We start from the raw sequence: 18856 nt of genomic DNA on the forward strand, positions 1-18856 counted from the left end.
CGGTCCTTTCAGGTCAGAGGCCGGAGTCGAGGGTGAGTGTGCGGAGCCGGGGCCAGGTTTCGGACCAGGGGCGGATCGGGCCGTCGCAGCGCCATACCGTGACGCGGCGGTCGATTCCCGGGAAGCCGAGCGGGTCGTCGGCTCGGGTCAGTGCGCGCAGCCGGGAGAACAGCGGGCGCAGTGCGGGTTCGGCGTCGCCGACCGTGACGTAGAGGATCGTGGTCGCGGTGTCCGGCGGGGTGCCGAAATAGGCGAACCCTCGGTTCGGGCTGTAGACCGGTGGGTGGCCGATACCGCCGAGCCGGTCGATCGCGGCTGCCTGCCAATAGGTCTGGGTGATGATCGCTGTGCGGCCGCGTTCGGCCGGATCGATGCGGGCGGAGGCGTCGGTGACGGCGGTGATCAGCTCCGGCCAGCCAGTTGTACCGTAAACCCGCAGTCGCGTGGACAACTCACGCTGATCGGCGGTCGGCCCGGACAGCCGCGAAACCTGTTGCGGCAGTGCCGAGACCACCGCCGCCGCGATCGTCACCGTCACCGCCGTGAGCGCTACCGCACCGCCGCGCCGCCAGCGCCGCGGCACGCTGTCCCGGGTCGTCACCGCCCCCGCGGCGAACAGCGCCGGCAACAGTGCCGCCAGATAGTACGGCCGCCCACCGCTGACCAGCACGAACCCGAGCTGGGTGAGGGCAACGACAATAAGGAATCGGTACTGAGCCAGGGCAGCGTGGTAGAGCAGCCCCCATAACCCATACAGCGCCAGCACAGTGCCGAGCAGTCCGGCGAGCAAGGCGAATTGCACCGGCAGGCCGGATGATCCACCGGTGGCGGCCACCTGCTCGGCACGGATAATCCCGCCCATCTCCAGCTGCGGCCAGCCATGCGTGGACTGCCACAGCAGACCGGGTGTCATGGCAACCGCGACGATCACTGCCGCGAGCCACACCGTGGGCCGACGCGCCACCTCGCGCGGGCCGAACAGCGCGACGCCGAACACGATGCCCGCCAACAACACTGGCAGCAGCAACTTGACCTGCAGGTCGACGGCGGCGACCACGGCGGCAGCGAGGACGAGCCGGTCGTGCCGCAGCCGGACCCACGCCACGACGAGCCACAACACAGTCGCCGAGAGCGTCGCGTCGAAAGCGAACGTGGACAACGTCGCCGACTGGGTGATCGCGAACGGGCACGCGGCGTAGGCAAAGCCCGCCAGCAGCTGAGCGCCGGCCCGGCCACCGAACTCGCGCGCCAGCGCTGCCGCAACGAGGATGCCGCCCACGGCCATCACTATCGAGGGAAGGCGCAGCAGGACAAGGGAATCCGGAGCCAGGGCATCCGCGAGCCGCGCCACGAGCGGAATCAACGGCCCCTGATCGACATACCCGGCCGCGAGCCGACGCCCAGCCGCGCGGAAATACAGCTCGTCACCGAAGTAGCCATAGCGACTTGCCCTGGCGATCAGGAATGCCGCTGTCGCCACCGCCACCATGACGACCGGTACGACCGCGAAATCCGGAACTTGTCCAGCAGATGTTTGCACGCCGCGGCGATCGAAACCGGAAAGGGCAGGCGCGTCGTCCGTCGCGGTGATGCGTGCGGCCGCGAATTCCGGATCCGGCTTCGAGGGCGGGGCAGCGCATCTCGCCGCGGGCCGATTCAGCCCGGAGGCACTCGATGTCCCGCCGGCGTCGCTGTTCATCGGTCGTCCCGAACAGGGCGGCGGGGCATCGCGAGAGTGACCGAGGTCAGGGCGAGGGCGGTGGCGGCGACCACCCACAGCACTGTGGTGTAGGCGCTGAGATAGGCGTGGGCCGTGGCGATGTCGGTTGCCGAGTCCAGCGCGGGACCGAAGATGTCCCGGCCTGCCGCGCAGGTGTGCCTGCTGAAAGTGGGGGTGGGGGAGGTCAATACGCGTTCGGTGCAGTCGGCGAAGCCGGTGAGGATCGGCCGCTGGCGGTCCGTGGGTACGCCTGCCGTCGTGAGTTGTTCGGCCAGAACGGCTTCCGACCGGACTGCCGCCGCCGACGCGGTGCCGCCGACCCGGTGCAGGAACAACCCGCCGAGCGCGACCACCCCGGCCGAGGTGCCGAGTTGCTGCAAGGTGGGCACGGTGCCGGAGGCGGAACCGGTGACGCGGTCGGCGACGCCGGCCAGCATGAGGGCGGGCAGCGGAGCGGCGAAGCAGCCCATGCCGATACCCGCGAGAAACACCGGACCGCTCAGCAGCAAGGCATCGACGGCTGCCCGATCCGGGTCGATCAGCACCGCGATGCCGACGACGGCGACCGTGAACACCAGCATGCCGACGGTCAGCGCGCGCGCCCCGCAGCGGGCCACCAGCAGCGGTGAGGTCAGCGCGCCGAGCGCGCCGCCGAGCGCGAACGGCACCATCAGCGCCGCCGTCTGCATCGCGGTCATGCCGAGCCCGGACTGGGCCGCGACCGAGACACTGAACAGGAACCCACCGAAGACGCCGAAGAACCCCACGGTCAGCACCGCGCCGAGAGCGAAGCCGCGATCGGCGAACAGCTCGGCGCACACCAGCGGCGTGCCCCCGCGGCGAGTCAGCCGATATTGATGGAGTGCGAAGAGCGCCAGAATCACGCATCCACTCAGAACGAGCACGAGAAGCGCAGGGGGCCAGCCGCGTTCACGTCCGATCGTCGCGGGGCAGATCACCAGGAACAGCCCGAGCGTCGACAGCACCGCTCCCGGCAGATCGAGACCTTCCCGGTCCTCCGCAAAATCCCGCCGCAGATACTTGTACGCCAGAGCGAGTCCGGCCAGGCCCAGCGGAACGTTGATCAGGAAGATGGCGTGCCAGCCCGCCCCGAACGGATCGATGGCCACCAGCGCACCGCCCGCCAGCGGCCCCGCGATCGCCGCGAGACCGGCTGCGGCGCCGTAGATTCCGAACGCCAGCGCACGCCGGGCCGGCGGGAACGACGCGGTGATGATCGCGATCGTCTGTGCCGACATCGCCGCCGCCGCAAGGCCTTGCACACCCCGCGCCACGATCAGTTCCTCGCCGTACCGCGACAGCCCGCACCACAGCGACGCCGCCACGAACACGGTGAGCGCCGGCAAGAACACTCGCCGTCGCCCCAGGATCGCACCCACCCTGGCGGCGGTGAGCAAGGTGCAGGCGAAGGTCAGGCTGTAGATCGAGACCACGAGCACTTGAGCCGCGCCCGAGGCGGTGAGGTCGTCGGCGATCTCCGGCAGCGCGGTGTTCACGATCGTCAGATCCAGCATCTGCAAGAACACGGCGAGCAGGCACGCACCCAGAGAACCCCACGCGGACAAGGGGATCGCGGTGGGCTCCGGCTCGACCGGCAGTGCGGTGGACGCGGTCACGACAACGCGTCGACGCGCGGCGCGTAGTCGCCGTCGGTGACGACGGCCGCGAAAACCGTTCTGGTCGCGGCGATGTAGCGCTCGATCGCGGCGTGCGCTGCCGGGGTGTCCGGGAAGAGCAGGCTCAACTGCGTGACGTCGTTGAACCGGTTGATCCAGATGTAGACGTCGCTCGACCGGCCGCGACTGGCGTACATGCCGCCGTTGATCTGATCGAACATCTCGACGCCGGGGATCTTGCGCACGTCGACGTAGGACAGCATCCGCGCCGTCCAGCCGAGCTGTGTGCGGATACCGAGCTCGGGCGGCGCGAGCTCCAACGCGCGATGCGGCGACACATCGGCGAGCTCCTTGCCGCGGTCGTATGCCCGCTGTGCCCGCGACACGATCGTCGCGAAGGTGTCGGCGCGCTCGACCTCGAACTCCACCGGAACCAGGCTGGTGTACCAGCCGATCGAACTCGTCTCACCCGCCGTGCTGCGCGTGTTGACCGGGGTGAGGCCGAAATACCAGTCCACGCCGGACATTTCGGCCTCCACCAAGGCCGCCGCGGCAAACAGGCCGCCGGTGAAGCGGGCGCCGTTGGCCTGGCAGGCCTGCTCGAAACGAAGCGCGTCGGCCTCGTCGATCAGGTGCACCGTGCGTTGCGCGCCGCGTTCCGTGCCCGCCGACAGTTCCGCCGGAAAATGCGGCACGTCGCCGTCATTGCGGCGCAGCAACTCCAGCCAGGTGCGAATGGGCGGTGACTGTGCGGTCAATTCGGCGCTGCCGAAGCGTTCGCGCTCGCAATAGGTGAGGTGCCCGTCCACCGGCTGCGGTTCGAGTTTGCCGCCGGACAATTCGTTGCCGTAGAGCAGCAACAGATCGACGCAGGTCAATGCCTGCCCGACCCCGTCGGTGTGCACATGGTCCACGGCCGCGTATACGGTGAACGAATCCGCGTGCTCGATTACGCCGAAACTGAAGCAATCCCACCACAGCGCGCTCGGTGTCCGCATTTCCACGTTGGCGCGGATTCCCGCGCTGTCGGCGAACTCGCCGTGTTCGGTCGGCTGGAAGTCGATGTCCGCGGGAGACATCACATGGCGTCGGACGTTGCCGTCGTCCGCGACGGAAAACCAGCTGCGAAATGTGTCGTGGCGGCGCAGGAATGCGGTGAAGGCGCTGGTCCAGGCGGTGTAGTCGGGGGATCCCGGTATCGTGAACGAGATCATGCACAGCCGGGACTCGCCGAATCCCGCCTCCGCGTCGCGATGTAAGACGCGCAGATATTGCTCCTGCTGATGGGCGGGCGGTATCGGATGGATCGGCGCGCGTCGCGCCGCGTCCAGCGATTGCGGCGTCGCGGTCCAACTGGTGAGCCGTCCCGGCGCTGGAACCCATTCCTCGATGAACCCGAAACCAACCACAGGTACCCTCAATTCGTGCCGTAGGGGAAACCCCAGAAAAGGCGGTGCAACCGCCGTCACAGTTACCGAGTTAACGATATGAACCACATCGTGGTCCATGAAGAACGGCCGATTCTGTGAAGTGCACCAGCCGCGAGGCCGCGCGACTGGTCCGCTGTCCAAACAACCCGCGGATACCTTGTCGGTGCTCACCAGCGCGTCTTAGGTTCGGTGCCACGCCAGCACAACCATCGATCGGCCAGGAGGTAGCAGGTGGCCACCTTCGCTGCGAATATGCCGGTGCGGCAACGCATTCGACGCGTCGCGTGTCGCCTGATCGCCGCTGTCGTGCTTTCGATCGCCGGGGCGACCCCGGTCGCGGTCGCTGATCCGGCGGCCGGCGCGCCCGAATCGGACGGATCGCATATCGTTTCGATGCGGCCGGGGGTGGGCAGGCAGTTGCTGGTGACGGTCTACTCGACCGCGATGGCGGCTCCTGTCGAGCTGGAAGTCTATACGGCGCAAGATATTTCGCGCCCCGCGCCGGTTCTGTATCTGCTCAACGGCGCCAGCGGGGGCAGCGAGGGCAGCAACTGGGCGGATCAGACCGATGTGGTGTCGTTTTTCGCGGATAAACAGGTCAATATCGTGATCCCGATCGGGGGATCGGGCAGCTACTTCACCGACTGGCACACCGACGACCCCGTCCTGGGCCGCCAACGCTGGGCCACCTTCCTGACCCGGGAACTACCACCACTGATCGACACCACCTTCCACGGCACCGGAGCCAACGCCATCGCCGGCATCTCCATGGCCGCCACCTCGGTGTTCCAACTCGCCCTCACCGCACCCGGGCTCTACCGCGCCCTGGGCTCCTACAGCGGCTGCATCCGCACCTCCGACCCCCAAGGCCAAGCCATGGTCGCCGCCGTCGTCGGACGCTGGAAAGGCAACCCCCTCAACATGTGGGGACCACCCCAAGACCCCACCTGGACCGCCAACGACCCCTACCTCCACGCCCAAGACCTCCACCACACCACCCTCTACATCAGCACCGGCACCGGACAACCAGGACCACTCGACACGCTCGACCAAACCCGCGGTGACGCAGGCAAACTCGTCGGTCAGCTCACCAGCGGCGCGCTGCTGGAAGCGATCACCAGCGTGTGCACGCTCCAGCTCCGGGACCGCCTCCGGGAGCTGAACATTCCGGCGACCTTCGAAATCCGACCGTCCGGCACCCACTCCTGGGGTTACTGGCAACAGGATCTGCACAACTCCTGGCCGCTGTTCGAAGCGGCACTGGACAGGTAAACACGGACAACCCTTTTCCCCACTTCGACTGGGGCTGCACCGGGCCGACCTACAGGCTTAATCTCCGCCCATAGGGAATTCACCCGTCCCTTCGGAGGAGCCGACATGGCCCGCATCGAACAACGCCACGCCGCGAAATATGTTGCCGGACAGTGGCGCGAGAGACAAGGGAAGTCTATGAGCAGATCTCGGAAATTGCTCGCCTGTATCAGCGCCGTGGTCGTCGGCGGTTTCTCGACGGTTGCGCTGCAACCGATGATCGCGCACGCCGCCGATGACACCCCGTACTACTGGGATGTCTCGGTCCCGTCGAAAGCGCAGCGCGACATCATCGAAGGCGCCGGAATCGAGATGGTTCCCGCAGGTCCGGGCAAGGTGACCATCGCGGTCGACGAGGCAGGCGCCCAGGCACTGCGGGACAAGGGCCTGAAGCCGTCGAAGCGCGAGCCGGTATACAAGTCGACGCCGGGGGAGTTGCGCGCCCCGGAGGCGAACAAGTCGTACTACGGCGGATACCATACCTCGGCGGAATTGCTGAACCATACCCGCGACGTCGCCGCCAAGTATCCCGGAATCGCGCAGGTGCACGATATCGGCAAAACCTGGCTGGCCGGACGGGGTTCCGGCGGCAGCACCATGAACGTCATCTGCCTGACCGGAATCGCCAAGCAGGCGACCGATCAGGAAAAGGCATCGGCGAAAACGACTCTCGCGCCGAATGGCTGCGCGTTGTCGCCCACGTCGACCAAGCCGCGTTTCCTGCTGACCGCGCAGATTCACGCCCGCGAACTGGCGACCGGCGAAATCGCGTGGCGCTGGATCGACTATCTCGCCAACGGCTACGGCACCGACAGCACGGCGACCTCGATCCTGGACAACACCGAGGTCTGGGTGGTCCCGGTGACCAACCCGGACGGTGTCGACGTGGTGGCCAGCGGCGGCAACCGGCCGAAGATGCAGCGCAAGAACGTCGACAACAGCCAGACGCCGTCGTCCTGCTCGGTCGTCGACGGGTCCGGTAACGGTCCCGGCGTCGATCTGAACCGTAACTTCACCGTCCGCTGGGGTGGCGATTCGCGCAATCCCTGCTCGCAAACCTTCCAGGGTCCGCGCGCTGCCTCGGAGCCGGAAACCCAAGCGATTCAGAGCCTTTACGCGAAGCTGTTCACCAATCAGCGCCCGGCCGGCAGTGCCGACGTCCCGGATACCGCCAAGGGCGTGGTGATCGATCTGCATTCCTACGGGCAATACGGGATCATTCCGACCGCCGCGACGCCGAAGAATCGGGAACAGTTGCGCGCCTTGATCAAGAAGGTCGTGCCCGCCGGGTTCACCGTCGGCACCGATGAGGAGACCGTCGGCTACTCGACCTGGGGCACCACCGACGACCAGGCGCACGGTGCGCTCGGACTGGCCAGCTTCACCATCGAGGTCGGCCCGAACGGCGGAACGTGCGGTGGCTTCATGCCGCGCTACACCTGCGTGGACAGCACCCTCTGGCCGCAGATGAAGAAGTCGTTCACCACCGCCGCCCAACTGTCCGGCGCCCCCTACAAGCAATCACAGACCAGCCCGGTCCGCTGATTGCCCGCACGACCCGTTCACCGGCCCGGTCCTTCGTGACCGAGCCGGTGAATGTCATTGTGGCGCAGGAAAAACCCGCACCACGGGCGGTCTCGCTCCGGACCGCGAGGTCGGTGGAATCTCGTACGCGGCTCTCAATGCATGAGCCGGCGGAGCGTGAGTGGTTCGCCCGGCGTGAGTGAGCGTAACCCTGGGGTGGGGGTGAGGTTGTTCTCCCGGAGGAAGTGGCGCAGGCTCGGGCCGGACGCCCGGCTGCGGGTTATCGACCAGGTGACGGTGTAGTCGGAGTTGCTGCCGCAGCCGGCGCGCGAGTCGTCGCCGGGGTAGCGGATAGTTTGACGGTAGGTGGTCCCGCCCGCCACATCGATGGCCCGGTCCCAGCCGGTCTTGTTCTTGCCGACCGTGCCCGCGGCGACGAAGCCGTCGCAGTTGGGAAACAGGAACTGACCGAGACGATAGACGTCGTTGAAGACATTGAGCCAGGAGAAATCGAGGAAGCCGATGCCGCTGCCATCGAGTTCGCTGCCCGCGGGATATTCGACCGCGCCGTCGGGCTCGGCGGCAGAACTGCGCATAGCGTCGATCGCCGCGGTGATCGACAGATCGTTGATGGTGGCCAGGTCTTTCGGCAATTCGTCGAGTTCGCCGTTGTAGATCTGATAGCTGAACGCCACGGGTGTCGCCGGGTCGGCAATTGCCGCGGCGAATGTCAGTCCGACACCATGGTCACCGTTGTCGACGTCGCCCGCGTCGAACGATCGCGATCCCGCAGACCGATTCCCGGCCCGCACGCCGAACTGCACCGTATCGGAGTCCTCGTGGCGCGAGCGGGTGTTGTCGACATGGAAGTGCTCCAGGGTGAACCGATAAACCCCCATCGCTGTCCCCTTCAGGTCATCAGTTGTCGAACGCTCATCCGTAGGTCAGGCCCCAACGCGCGCAAGCCTCCCGCCGCGCCGAGGCCGTATTCGCGCAGGAACCCGCGCAGGCTCGGTCCGTGTGCGCGGTTTCTGGTCACCGACCAGGTGACCGTGTAATCGGAGTTGCTGCCGCAACCGGCATTCGAGTCCGAGCCCGGGTAACGGATCGTTTTCCGGAATGTCGTGCCGCCGGCGGCGTCTATGGCGCGGTCCCACCCCAGTTTGTTCATGCCGACGGTGCCGACCGCGACAAAGCCGTCGCAGTCGGGGAAGAAGAAGGTGCCGATGCGGATCAGCCGGACGAAGTCGAACCAGGACGCGTCGTTGAAGTCCGCGGCGTTGAAGTCGTCCGGGGTGGTCTGGCCGACATCGAGGTAGTTGAGTTCGGTGACTTCGTTTCCGGGTTGTGCCGCCTCGGTGAAGAAGTCGAGCGCCTTGGCCGAGAGCCGATCGCTGATTGCCGCCAGGCCGCCCTCGAAATGTCCGGTGTCGCCGTTGTATATCTGGTAGTCGATGACCGCGGGGGTGGCCGCGTCGGCCAGCACGACCGACGAAAAGCTCAGGCCGACACCGTGATCGCCGTTGTCGACATCGCCCGCGTCGTGCGACTGGGAGCCGAACGACCGCCGGCCGGCGGCGAGGCCGAACTGTACGGTGTCGGTGTCGTCGTTGCGGGAGCGCGTGTTGTCGATATGGAACTGCTCCAGCGTGAACGTGTAGATACCCATGGCCGCAACGGGTTTCAGCGCGGACTGACGAGGACGCGGACGAAACCGCGCCCGCCGGTGAGTGGCGTCAACGCTTTGCCGATCACGGCGCCGAACGCGCGCTCCGGTTCGGTCACCCGGCGGCAGTGACCGGTGGTCGCCGAGGTAGTCAGCAGGTCGCCGGGGCGGATGGGCGCCGCGTCCGCGTCGGCGGCGCACCACACCTTGCCCATCAGCGCGACATGGGCGCTGTTGTCCTGGCGGTCGAGCACGATGGCCGGCCGCACGCCACCGGCTCCGGACACGATGCCGGCCACCGCGGTGTCGTACTCGCGGCGGCACGGATGAATCTCACCGTCCGCGCCGAGGACGACGACCACTCCGGGTTCGACCGCGGGATCGGTGGTGGCCAAGGCCTCGGCGTAGTCGGCGCCGGTGAGGAAGATGTCGCCGTGGACGGTGAGGTTGCCGGTGACGTTCACGTGTCCGTCGAAGTATCCCGCGTCACCACCGCCGCTGTTGACCCCGACCACGCCGCCGTGGTTCGGGTTCTTGGACCACCCCCGGACCCCTTCGCCCCCAGCGCTTTCGAACCAGCCGCCGTTGCCGCCGGGCGACGAATTGTTCAGTCCGACGACTCCGGCGCCCGCGCCCTGGCTTTCGCCGACGATGCTGTTCGCGCTGTCGCTCAGGCCGTAGACGGCGTTGCCGCCGCCGCTGTTGGTGCCGACGACCGCGCCGTGGTTGGGATTCTTGGAAATCCCTCGAACACCTTCGCCGTCGGCACTTTCGAAGTATCCGCCGTTGCCACCGCCGGTGTTGACCCCGACCACGCCGCCGTGGTTGGGGTTCTTGGACCAGCCGCGGACCCCCTCGCCTTCCGCGCTCTCGAACCAGCCGCCGTTGCCGCCCGGCGCGGGGGAGTTGTTCACTCCGACCACCGTGGTGTCTCCGTTGGGATTGCTCATTTCCGCCCCTCTGTCGAATGCCCGATCCACTTGCTGCCGCCGAGCCTGACACGGCACCGGGACGACGTCGATCGTTCGGTTCGCTGACCGAACTGGGGGTGCTCTCAGTCGCCTCTCAGTCGGTGGGGCCAGATTTGTAGGCATGCGCATTCAGGTGGTTCGCGGGGGGAATGGGGCTGTCGGGGCGGCGGGTTCGCATCGGGCGGTGGTTGCGCGGGTGTCGCCGCGGGCGGGTGCGCGGGAGCCGCGGCAGGTGGCGGGGACGAGTTCGGTGACGTTGCGGTGGCGGGTCACGTTGCTGGCGGCGTCGGTGGTGGCGGTCGCGGTCGCGTTGGCGGCGATCGCCGCGTACGCGATGGTGTCGCGTGCGTTGTACGCCGACGTGGACAAGCAGTTGCAGGCGCGGGCCACGGGGATGATCGACAGCGATCTGGATGCGCTGGATTTCCGGTTCGTGCTCACGTTGGGCAGTTTGTACTCGAGTGATGTGTCGATCGCGCTGCAATATCCGGGCACCAACGAGTGGGTCGCGCTGCCGCGTGAGGTGCGGGTGCCGATCGGTGAGGTGGAGTCGGCGGTGGCGCGCGGCGCGGCCGAGTTCTCCTTGCGTACCAGCGATAACCGGCGGGTGCTCGCCCAGCGCATGAAAACCGGTACGACGCTGGTGATCTGGCAGTCGCTGCGGCCGACGCAAAGCGTGCTCGACCGGCTGGCGTTGCTGATGTTCGTGATCGGCGGCAGCGGCGTGGTTTTGGCGGCCGCCGCCGGAGCCGCTGTCGGCCGGACCGGACTGCGCCCGGTCGCGCGATTGACCTCGGCGACCGAGCGGATCGCCCGCACCGGCGAGCTGACCCCGATCCCGGTCACCGGCGACGACGAACTCGGCAGGTTGACCGAGAGTTTCAACACCATGCTGCTGGCGCTGGCGGAATCGCGGGCCCGGCAACGCCGCCTGGTCGCCGACGCCGGGCACGAACTGCGCACACCGCTGACCTCGTTGCGCACCAACATGGAACTGCTGATCGCCTCGTATCGTCCCGGCGCGCCCGCGATTCCGGAGGAGGACATGGTCGGGCTGCGCACGGACGTGCTCGCGCAGATCGGGGAAATGTCCACGCTGGTCAGCGATTTGGTGGATCTGGCGCGGGAGGATGTCGCCGCGGAGGCCTACGAGCAGGTCGATGTCAGCGAGGTCGCCGAGCGGGCGCTGGAACGCGCGCGCCGGCGCCGCACCGGTATCACCTTCGTCGCCGAGCTGCGTCCGTGGTTCCTCTACGGTCACGAGGCGGACATGGAGCGAGCGATACTGAATGTGCTCGACAACGCCGCCAAGTGGAGCCCCGAAGGCGCGGAGGTAGTCGTGTCGATGCGGGAAACCGGCACCGGCCTACTGGAACTCGCGGTGCACGACGCGGGCCCCGGAATACCGCCCGACGAGCGAGAGCTGGTCTTCGAACGCTTCTACCGGAGCACGGCCGCCCGATCCATGCCCGGATCCGGACTGGGCCTGGCGATCGTCAAGCAGGTCGTGGCGCGACACGGCGGAACGATCACCGTCGAGACCTCCGAGCGCGGCGGCGCACTGATGCGCGTCATGCTGCCGGGCACGAAGGTGCCCGAAAACGACTGTCAGCTAGTCTGATTCACCGATCGCGCGGGCGGCGGTCACCGTGCGCCGGACGTAATCCGGATGAGCGAGGGGCACGTCGAGCAGTGCCGCCGGCACGTCCAGCTGGTCGAGCACCTCGGCGTACCGGTCGGCGCACCGGTCACTGAGGGCGGCACGCTGCGCCAGCAGACCGCGGATACCCGCGCCGTCGATCAGGTCCTCCGCCACCAGATAGTCGGACAGGCCGAGCAGGCAGCTCACCGTGTACAGCAGTCGCACGGCATCGTCGACCGCACCGCGGGAACGATTCGTCCAGCGACGCAGCAACTGGGCGGAACAACTCGCGTGTACGTGCGGTCGGCACAGCGCACCACGCTGCGACGCCTGCCAGCGCCGTAACAGCCGTTGCGCCAGCGCTTCCAGCAAGTCGATGCCTTGTTCACCCGCGGTCAGCCCGTCCTCGGTGACGGCGGAAACGGTGGGCGCGATCGCGTCGGCGTTCCGCGTCGCGACGCGAACGCTCTCGTAGCAGAGCACGGTATTGTCGCCGCCGAACGTGGTATTGATCTCCCCGTCCACCCGCGCGGTGACGATCTCGTTGTAGCTGTGGAACCCGTGCCCACCGCAAAGTTCCCGCAGCACAACCAAAGCCGCGTTGGTCACCCAGGAGGCGTGCGCTTTGGCGGCCGAGGTGAGCCCGTAGAGCGCCCGCCCGTGCATGGCGATCGGTTCGGACGGATACCTGCTCGTCCACTCCTCGATGAGCTGCTCGGTCAGATGCTGTAGCGCAAAGGCCTCGGCGACCACCGGCATGAGCCGTTCGCGGTAATGCGGAAAGCTCAGCAGGGTCCGACCGGAAGACTCCCGGTGCGTGCTGTAGCGAAGGGTGATCGCGGCACAGCGCCGCAGCACCCCGGCGGCTCCGGTCACCGGAAAGATACGTTCCTGCGAGAACGTCCCCAGGCAACGCAAATAGCGCTCACGTCTAGGGATCTCGCACACGTATCCGCCGCCGTCGTCGATCCGTGCCCAAGCGCTCAGCAGCGCGTCGGGCGGAATCCGGTACTGATCGAAATGGATCATGCCCGTCTGGTTGCCGGCCAAGCCGCCCTTCGGATCGGCGCGGCGAATACGCACGCCGGGAAACGGCGGCGCGCCCTCCGCCGCCCGCAACGGAACTCGGAACCAATGGTGCCCCTCATCGTCACCATCGATCACCAGCCGGGCCAGGACCATCGCATGCGTCGCGGAGAACAGACTGTTGCCGATCCAATACTTCGCCGCGTCATCGGACGGCGTCACTACACACAGCGAGCGATCCTCGTGCCGGTAGTGCACCTCGGTCCCGATGGACATGAGATTGGTTCCCCGCCCGATCTCGGTCGCCGCGAACGCGTAAACCCGCTCCATCCGGTCGATTTCGTCGCGATAGGCCGCCACCTGCGCGGGATCGCCGTGCGCGAGCAGCGCATTGCCGGCCAGCTGCTGGTTGCCGATCGTCGAGACGAGCGCGATGTCGAAGGCGCTGACCCACCCCATGGTGCGGATCAGATCGGCAAACCGCGCTTGTCTGCTTCCGCCGCACCACGCCTCGCTACCGACGAATCCCTTCTGGTGCAATATCTTTGCTCGTTCGACCGTCAGCAGCATGAGGTCGTCGGTACCCAGTTCGTATCGGGCGTGTGGATCGAAGAGCGGATCGCTGAACAGATCGGTGACTTGCGGGTCGGACACGGTCACTCCCGGGTTCGCGTGGGCAGGACGAGACCTGACGGTTCCACCGGCGGCGCTTGCCGCGGCCCGGGCAGGTCATGGCGGGTCAGGCGCAGTGCGGTGAGCGTGGGCGCGACGATGTCGCGAAGGTAGACGCGACCATCGATCCCGGTCGAACGCATCAGTTCGGTCCGTGCCTCGGCGTCCGGGAGCAGTTGCTCGGCGGGCATGCGGAACGTCCGCAGCACATGCGCCAGATCGCGGAGGGTTCCCTCTCGATCATCGTCGAGATGCAGGGCGACCATGTGCTGATAGAACTTGGTGTGCGCCATCTCGTCCCGGCCGATGAGCCGGTAGATATCGGCGAGCACCGAGTGCCCGGTCTCGATGGCGACCGTGCGCTGGGAGCGATAGACGACGAAGGTGGTGAGTTCCTGAATCATGCCGTAGATCAGCATCTCCCGGGCACTCGGGTAGGGACGCTCCCATCGTTTGGACAGGACGGTGCCGGCATAGTCGTGCAGTTGCTCCTCGCTGCGCTGACCACTGCGCCGCAGGTACTCGCGCAGGGCGAGTGAGTGTTTGGACTCCTCGTATCCCCAGTTCGCGGCGAACCAGGCCTGAGCGTAGTCGCGGCCGAACAGTTCCAGATGCGTCTGGAGGTAGTCGGGGAGGAACATCTCGACGCCGCAGAACGTCTCGGCGTTGGTCGCGAGTTGCGGATCGGGTGGCGCGGTATCGATAGCATCCCAGTCGATGTCGGTGAACAGATTCCACCGGCGAGTCCGCTCCGCCTTCTCGAAGAATGTCATGTACTCGCGGTGAAAGGACTCACGCAGGTCGCGATTCATCCGACGGGGCGGTTCGCGAGTTCGGCGGAGATGAGGTCACACAGCCCGCTGACTTCGGTGACGGCATAGAGCTTTTCGTCCGGCAAGCGAATGCCGAGTTCCTTCTCGGTCCAGGTGACGAGCTCCAGCAGTTGCAGGGAGTCGATGCCCGCCGAGTGCAGATCGGAATGCGCGGTGAGGGTCGGATGCGCGGCGGAATGGAGCTGGCGCAGGCCGCGTTCGAGGAGGGCCAGCAGTTCGTCATTGGTCATGGAGGTTCCTCTTTCGTGCGGTAAAACCGGTGGTTCGTAGGAGCGGGTCACTCCGGATCGTCGACTCGGCGCAGGCACCATTGCGACAGCGACATATGCCTGCGGGCGAACGAATTGACGCAACAGGTCAGGTAGCGGTCGTAGGTCTCGAACAGTTCGCCGCCCCAGCGGTCGCGGATCTCGATCTCGTTGGCGCGCAACCGAGTACGCCAATGCGCGGTGGTCCGCTGGTAATCCTCGCGCCGGGTGCGCAGCTGCATGACCTCCCAGTACGGGCTGACGGCCATCATGAGGTCCTCGGCCCGGGGAGTCATGCCACCGGGGAAGATGGTCCGGCTGAGCCACTGCAGCTCCCGCGCTTCCTCGGGGCGGCGAGGCATGCGGTCGCGCAGTCCGGTCTGGAGCGCGAAGTAGGCGCCGGGCCTGGTCCATGTCCACGCCTTGCGGAAATACTCGCGGTAGCGCGCGACGGCGTGGCCCGCCCTGGCCTCCTCCGGGGTGCAGACGTGTTCGATCATGCAGATGGACTGCACCGCGTCGAAGGTGCGGGCCGGTTCGAAGTCGCGAAAGTCCGAGCAGGAGACGGTAACTCCCGGCAGGTCGCGACGCACGATGTCGTCGTACTGGGTCGCGGAGAGGGTGATGCCGTGTGCCTGCGCGACATGGCGCTCCTGGGTGAGGTAGGCGAGGTTGTTGCCCCAGCCGCACCCGATGTCGAGGACCCGGCTCCCGGGGTAGATCCGGGCGAAGTCGTGCAGGATGTCGAGCTTGGCGAGTTGCGCGGTGTCGAGGTCGTCGGTGTCGTCGAATACGGCGCAGGTGTAGTTCATCCGGCGGTCGAGCCACAGCCGGAAGAACTCCGGATCGAGGTCGTAACTGACCGCTATCTCAGCCTTGCTGGACACGCAGGGCTCCTTCCAGGTATCGGCGCCGGGTTTCCTGGCGCCGCGGCTTGCCGGAGGTCGTCTTGGGCACGCTGCCGGGCCGCAGGACCACGACGTCGTGGACGGGAATGCCGAGGGCCGCGGCGACCGTTTCGCGCACGGCGGGCGCCAGCCCGGGGTCGTCGGCGGCGCGGGACTCGGCGACGACCACCAGTTCCTCGGACTGCGGACCGGGCCGGGTGCAGGCGACGACGCCACCCGGCCGCACACCGGGAACGGACTCCACCAGCCACTCCACCCGTTGCGGATCGATGTTGCGGCCGTTGAGGATCAGCAGATCCTTGACCCGGCCGGTGACGAACAGTTCACCGTCGGTCAGATAGCCGAGGTCGCCGGTGCGCAGCCAGCCGTCGGCCGCGAAGGTCGTGCTCGTCTCGGGCGAGGCGCCTACATAAGTGTGCGCGACCGACGGGCCGCGGACCCAGATCTCACCGGCGACGCGGTCCTCGACGGCGGTGCCGGCGGTGTCCCGGATGGCGACCTCGTGCCCGGGAAGTGGTGGGCCGCAACCGACAAGGGTGTCGGCCTGATCCGAATCGGCCGGGATGGCCCGCCCGGTGGACAACGCGGCCGTTTGTACCCGGTCGGTGAGGTAGCGGCGGTCCGGGGGTGAGAGCGTGACCGCGAGGGTCGCCTCGGCCAGTCCGTAACACGGCGCCAGCGCCTCGGGTCGCAGTCCTGCGGGTGCGAAAGTGTCGAGGAAGCGTTGCAGCACATGGTGATTGATCGGCTCGGCGCCGCAGCCGAGCACCCGCACGTGCCGCAAATCCAGGGCGTCGATTTCCTCGGCCGAAGTCCGGCGGGTGCTGAGGGCGAAGGCGAAGTTGGGCGCGAAGCTGATCGTGGCGCGCCGTTCGGACATGGCGCGTATCCACACCGCGGGGTCACGGACGAAGGATCGAGTCGGCACGAAGCTGACCGGAACACCAACGAGCAAGGGGGACAGGACGAATCCGACCAAACCCATGTCGTGGTGCAGTGGCAGCCAGGACAGACCTCGGTCGACGGCGGGATCGCCGCGCAAGCCGTCGCGCATGATCGCCAGGCCGTTGGCCGATACCGAAGCCACCCGCGCCGGAATTCCGCGGGGGATTCCCGTACTGCCACTGCTGAATTGGATGTAGGCCGTCGCGTCCGGCCCGGGGCGGTGCGGTACCGACTCGTCCGGCGTCGCTGTGACCACATCGTCGAGGACGATCGAAGGTAGACCGGCCGAGGGTGTTTCGGTGGTGTCGCGCAACGCGATCGCCCGGGGTTGCGCGACATATGCCATCGCCGCGACATAGGCGTCCCACTCCGCGCGACGTGCGCCGGGAGGCGGCGGCGGGAGGGGAATCGGAACCACGCCGCTCCAGAGCGCGCCGAGGAAGGCCGGGATGAAAATCTCCGGATCGGCCGCCTCGACCGCGACCCGATCGCCGGGACACAGCCCCGCCGTGCGCCATCCGTGTGCGGCCGATCGGACGCGCCGGAGCAGGTCGTGTCTGCTGATCGTGGACCATTCACCGCTCGCCTGCAGATACTCATGGGCAGGCCTGTGGTCGTTCGTATACCCGGCCAGAACGTCGGTCACCCAGGCCGCACGCAGGTCCTGGACGGTATCGCTGTGGTCGATGGTCAAATCTGTGCTGCTCCCGGTCAGGGCTACCTCCTGCAGGTGGCCGGTGTACTGAGATTCGTTGTGTCCCTGCGCAATATCGCTGAATCGGCGATCCGCATCCGAGTACACGGGAATTCCGGGTCGTGGACTATGCGCCGGATTGCCGAGAATCGGTCAGTTCTTGCGGTGCCGTGACGACTGACCCGCCCCGGTTGGCCGCGGCGCCGGAGTGCCTCTATGATCGAGGCGATGACTACTCATTCTGTGCAAAGATTGGGGGTCCCATTCGTGCAAGGTGAGTGCTGATGCGCACTGACCACTCGAATGGAGATCACTCCCGCTTTTCCTTCTGGCCGCGCGTGCGCCAATTCGCCGTGCCGCCCGACATGATCCGGACCGCCACCGCCCGCCGTCGCGTGGGAGACTGGGCAGGCGCTTGCGCCGCAACAGGTTTCGATGTCGATGTCGATCTACGATCCGTGGCGCGGGCCCACGGGTCCGAACTCGCTGCCCGAGTCCGGGCCGACCTTCGCTACCTGGCTCCCGACCTGCTGCGCTGGCATATGCCGCGGGTCGCGCCGGACGGACTGCTCCGGCCGGGGCTGACCGTCACGCTGGCGCGATACGAGCGCGATGGCCCACGTCCCGTGCACCTGGTGGTGCGTACCGCGCCGGCCTGGGCCGAGGCCGGCCAACGGATCAGCCTCGCGCTGTGGGACGGATCCGCGACCGGCCTGCACCCGCACCCGCGCCCCGACCGGCGCTTCCGCCTGGATCTGCATCGTCACCTGTGGGATGCCCGCAGGACGGATGAACTGCCGGTACGGTGCGGGGCCGCGGAGCATCGAGTCCTGCCGGACCCAGGGTGGCTCGCCACGGTGCCGGAAACCTGCGCCGTCGGCCGATGGGCGGATGAGGGCGAGATCCTCTGCCGTGCAGAGGGATTGGCGTCCAATACGTTCGCCGTGCGGATTCGGGGCAGGCAACGGCTGGTGCTGGACCGGGACGGCCCCGAATTGCGGATCGCCGCGGAATACCCGGCCGGTCAGGTCCGCGCGCTCCCGGTCCTGCCCGACGCGGCGACGTGGGTCCTGCCCGATCTGGAACTGATTCGTTCCGGCGTGATGTCGGCCGATCAATTGCACCCGCTGGTCACCGCGGCCCTAATGCCCGGTCTCGCGACGGGCGACACGCCGCGAATCCAGGACCCGCCCGGCCGGCCACGCCTCGTGGAGTGCCGAGGCGAACAACACCGAATCGGCCTAGTAGACGGCGTTCTGGCCGCGCTCGACCACGACCGGGACGAACTGCGCCGCGAGGAACTGCTGGTCGCGCTGACCGGCACGCCGCTGCCCTGCTTACAGGTCATCGACGCGGTACACCGTCACCCGGACGCCCTCACCGGCGTCCGGGAACGGCTCGACCACGGCGATACCGCGGGCGCACTGGCCGTCGTGACCGGACTCCTCGGCGCCGACGCGTCCCTGCGCCACGGCGCCTTGCTCGACGAACTCGAGGCCGCCGTGCACCGCCGTATCACGTACGGGCTGTTCAAGGCCGGTCTCTCGAATACCGGTACGAACCGGATTCCGGCGCGGGGCAAGGCCCGTCCCGCCCAACACCGCACCCACCCGCGCCACGCGCACTGAC

General features: G+C 67.4%; 15 protein-coding genes. 4 read left to right on the plus strand and 11 right to left on the minus strand.

Annotation, left to right across the window (positions count from 1 at the left end; all coding sequences use genetic code 11):
• Window positions 1-13: 13 nt before the first annotated feature.
• Genes ACFYO1_RS13340 through ACFYO1_RS13350 form a run of 3 tightly spaced genes read right to left on the minus strand, consistent with a single transcriptional unit; the run spans window position 14 to window position 4766 of the window.
• Window positions 14-1699, minus strand: coding sequence for a glycosyltransferase family 39 protein (locus ACFYO1_RS13340; protein ID WP_387230229.1), 1686 nt, complete (start codon window positions 1697-1699; stop codon window positions 14-16).
• Complete coding sequence (locus tag ACFYO1_RS13345; RefSeq protein ID WP_387230231.1) at window positions 1696-3357, minus strand: MFS transporter; 1662 nt, start codon at window positions 3355-3357, stop codon at window positions 1696-1698. The genes ACFYO1_RS13340 and ACFYO1_RS13345 overlap by 4 nt, the downstream gene beginning before the upstream one ends.
• Window positions 3354-4766 carry a condensation domain-containing protein gene (locus tag ACFYO1_RS13350; protein ID WP_387230233.1) on the minus strand — a complete coding sequence of 471 codons (1413 nt, stop codon included), beginning with the start codon at window positions 4764-4766 and terminating at the stop codon, window positions 3354-3356. The genes ACFYO1_RS13345 and ACFYO1_RS13350 overlap by 4 nt, the downstream gene beginning before the upstream one ends.
• A 273-nt stretch (window positions 4767-5039) precedes the next feature.
• Here ACFYO1_RS13350 and ACFYO1_RS13355 point away from each other — a divergent pair, with 273 nt between their 5' ends.
• Both ACFYO1_RS13355 and ACFYO1_RS13360 read left to right on the plus strand, forming a co-directional pair.
• Entirely contained in the window at window positions 5040-6059 is a 1020-nt protein-coding gene (locus ACFYO1_RS13355) for an alpha/beta hydrolase (RefSeq protein ID WP_387231864.1), read from the plus strand.
• 177 nt (window positions 6060-6236) lie between these two features.
• Window positions 6237-7643: a M14 family zinc carboxypeptidase gene (locus ACFYO1_RS13360; RefSeq protein ID WP_387230235.1), complete on the plus strand. Its 1407-nt coding sequence runs from the start codon at window positions 6237-6239 to the stop codon at window positions 7641-7643.
• Window positions 7644-7777: 134 nt separating this feature from the next.
• On the opposite strand, the gene ACFYO1_RS13365 is transcribed toward ACFYO1_RS13360, so the two are convergent.
• Genes ACFYO1_RS13365 through ACFYO1_RS13375 form a run of 3 tightly spaced genes read right to left on the minus strand, consistent with a single transcriptional unit; the run spans window position 7778 to window position 10238 of the window.
• The gene (locus ACFYO1_RS13365) at window positions 7778-8521 is read right to left on the minus strand and encodes a hypothetical protein (RefSeq protein ID WP_387230237.1); all 744 of its coding nucleotides are present in this window, start codon (window positions 8519-8521) and stop codon (window positions 7778-7780) included.
• Window positions 8522-8532: 11 nt separating this feature from the next.
• Window positions 8533-9291, minus strand: a complete 759-nt coding sequence (locus ACFYO1_RS13370) for a hypothetical protein (RefSeq protein WP_387230239.1) — start codon at window positions 9289-9291, stop codon at window positions 8533-8535.
• A gap of 14 nt (window positions 9292-9305) precedes the next feature.
• A complete protein-coding gene (locus ACFYO1_RS13375; protein ID WP_387230240.1) occupies window positions 9306-10238 on the minus strand; it encodes a hypothetical protein in 933 nt (310 codons plus the stop codon).
• A gap of 142 nt (window positions 10239-10380) precedes the next feature.
• Here ACFYO1_RS13375 and ACFYO1_RS13380 point away from each other — a divergent pair, with 142 nt between their 5' ends.
• Window positions 10381-11880 (plus strand): ATP-binding protein, encoded by a 1500-nt coding sequence (locus ACFYO1_RS13380; RefSeq protein ID WP_387230242.1) that lies wholly within the window; start codon window positions 10381-10383, stop codon window positions 11878-11880.
• On the opposite strand, the gene ACFYO1_RS13385 is transcribed toward ACFYO1_RS13380, so the two are convergent.
• Genes ACFYO1_RS13385 through ACFYO1_RS13405 form a run of 5 tightly spaced genes read right to left on the minus strand, consistent with a single transcriptional unit; the run spans window position 11872 to window position 17227 of the window.
• Window positions 11872-13581 carry an acyl-CoA dehydrogenase family protein gene (locus ACFYO1_RS13385; RefSeq protein ID WP_387230244.1) on the minus strand — a complete coding sequence of 570 codons (1710 nt, stop codon included), beginning with the start codon at window positions 13579-13581 and terminating at the stop codon, window positions 11872-11874. The genes ACFYO1_RS13380 and ACFYO1_RS13385 overlap by 9 nt on opposite strands.
• Window positions 13582-13583: 2 nt before the next feature.
• Complete coding sequence (locus ACFYO1_RS13390; protein ID WP_387230246.1) at window positions 13584-14372, minus strand: acyl-ACP desaturase; 789 nt, start codon at window positions 14370-14372, stop codon at window positions 13584-13586.
• 35 nt (window positions 14373-14407) lie between these two features.
• Window positions 14408-14662 (minus strand): acyl carrier protein, encoded by a 255-nt coding sequence (locus ACFYO1_RS13395; protein WP_387230248.1) that lies wholly within the window; start codon window positions 14660-14662, stop codon window positions 14408-14410.
• 47 nt (window positions 14663-14709) lie between these two features.
• Complete coding sequence (locus ACFYO1_RS13400; protein ID WP_387230250.1) at window positions 14710-15567, minus strand: class I SAM-dependent methyltransferase; 858 nt, start codon at window positions 15565-15567, stop codon at window positions 14710-14712.
• The gene (locus ACFYO1_RS13405; protein ID WP_387230252.1) at window positions 15551-17227 is read right to left on the minus strand and encodes a fatty acyl-AMP ligase; all 1677 of its coding nucleotides are present in this window, start codon (window positions 17225-17227) and stop codon (window positions 15551-15553) included. Before ACFYO1_RS13405 ends, ACFYO1_RS13400 begins: the two co-directional genes overlap by 17 nt.
• A 284-nt stretch (window positions 17228-17511) precedes the next feature.
• Between ACFYO1_RS13405 and ACFYO1_RS13410 the strand changes: the two genes are divergently transcribed.
• Window positions 17512-18855 (plus strand): hypothetical protein, encoded by a 1344-nt coding sequence (locus tag ACFYO1_RS13410; protein ID WP_387230254.1) that lies wholly within the window; start codon window positions 17512-17514, stop codon window positions 18853-18855.
• The last annotated feature ends 1 nt before the right edge of the window (window position 18856 follow it).

Source organism: Nocardia sp. NPDC006044 (genome assembly GCF_042871115.1).
GTDB lineage: Bacteria > Actinomycetota > Actinomycetes > Mycobacteriales > Mycobacteriaceae > Nocardia.

Excerpts from the sequence above, each read along its gene's own strand:
- ACFYO1_RS13375 (WP_387230240.1), bottom strand. The coding sequence starts at position 10,238 with ATGAGCAATCCCAACGGAGACACCACGGTGGTCGGAGTGAACAACTCC.
- ACFYO1_RS13355 (WP_387231864.1), top strand. The coding sequence starts at position 5,040 with ATGCCGGTGCGGCAACGCATTCGACGCGTCGCGTGTCGCCTGATCGCC.
- ACFYO1_RS13370 (WP_387230239.1), bottom strand. The coding sequence starts at position 9,291 with ATGGGTATCTACACGTTCACGCTGGAGCAGTTCCATATCGACAACACG.
- ACFYO1_RS13380 (WP_387230242.1), top strand. The coding sequence starts at position 10,381 with ATGCGCATTCAGGTGGTTCGCGGGGGGAATGGGGCTGTCGGGGCGGCG.
- ACFYO1_RS13390 (WP_387230246.1), bottom strand. The coding sequence starts at position 14,372 with ATGACATTCTTCGAGAAGGCGGAGCGGACTCGCCGGTGGAATCTGTTC.
- ACFYO1_RS13410 (WP_387230254.1), top strand. The coding sequence starts at position 17,512 with ATGCGCACTGACCACTCGAATGGAGATCACTCCCGCTTTTCCTTCTGG.
- ACFYO1_RS13395 (WP_387230248.1), bottom strand. The coding sequence starts at position 14,662 with ATGACCAATGACGAACTGCTGGCCCTCCTCGAACGCGGCCTGCGCCAG.
- ACFYO1_RS13360 (WP_387230235.1), top strand. The coding sequence starts at position 6,237 with ATGAGCAGATCTCGGAAATTGCTCGCCTGTATCAGCGCCGTGGTCGTC.
- ACFYO1_RS13365 (WP_387230237.1), bottom strand. The coding sequence starts at position 8,521 with ATGGGGGTTTATCGGTTCACCCTGGAGCACTTCCATGTCGACAACACC.
- ACFYO1_RS13340 (WP_387230229.1), bottom strand. The coding sequence starts at position 1,699 with ATGAACAGCGACGCCGGCGGGACATCGAGTGCCTCCGGGCTGAATCGG.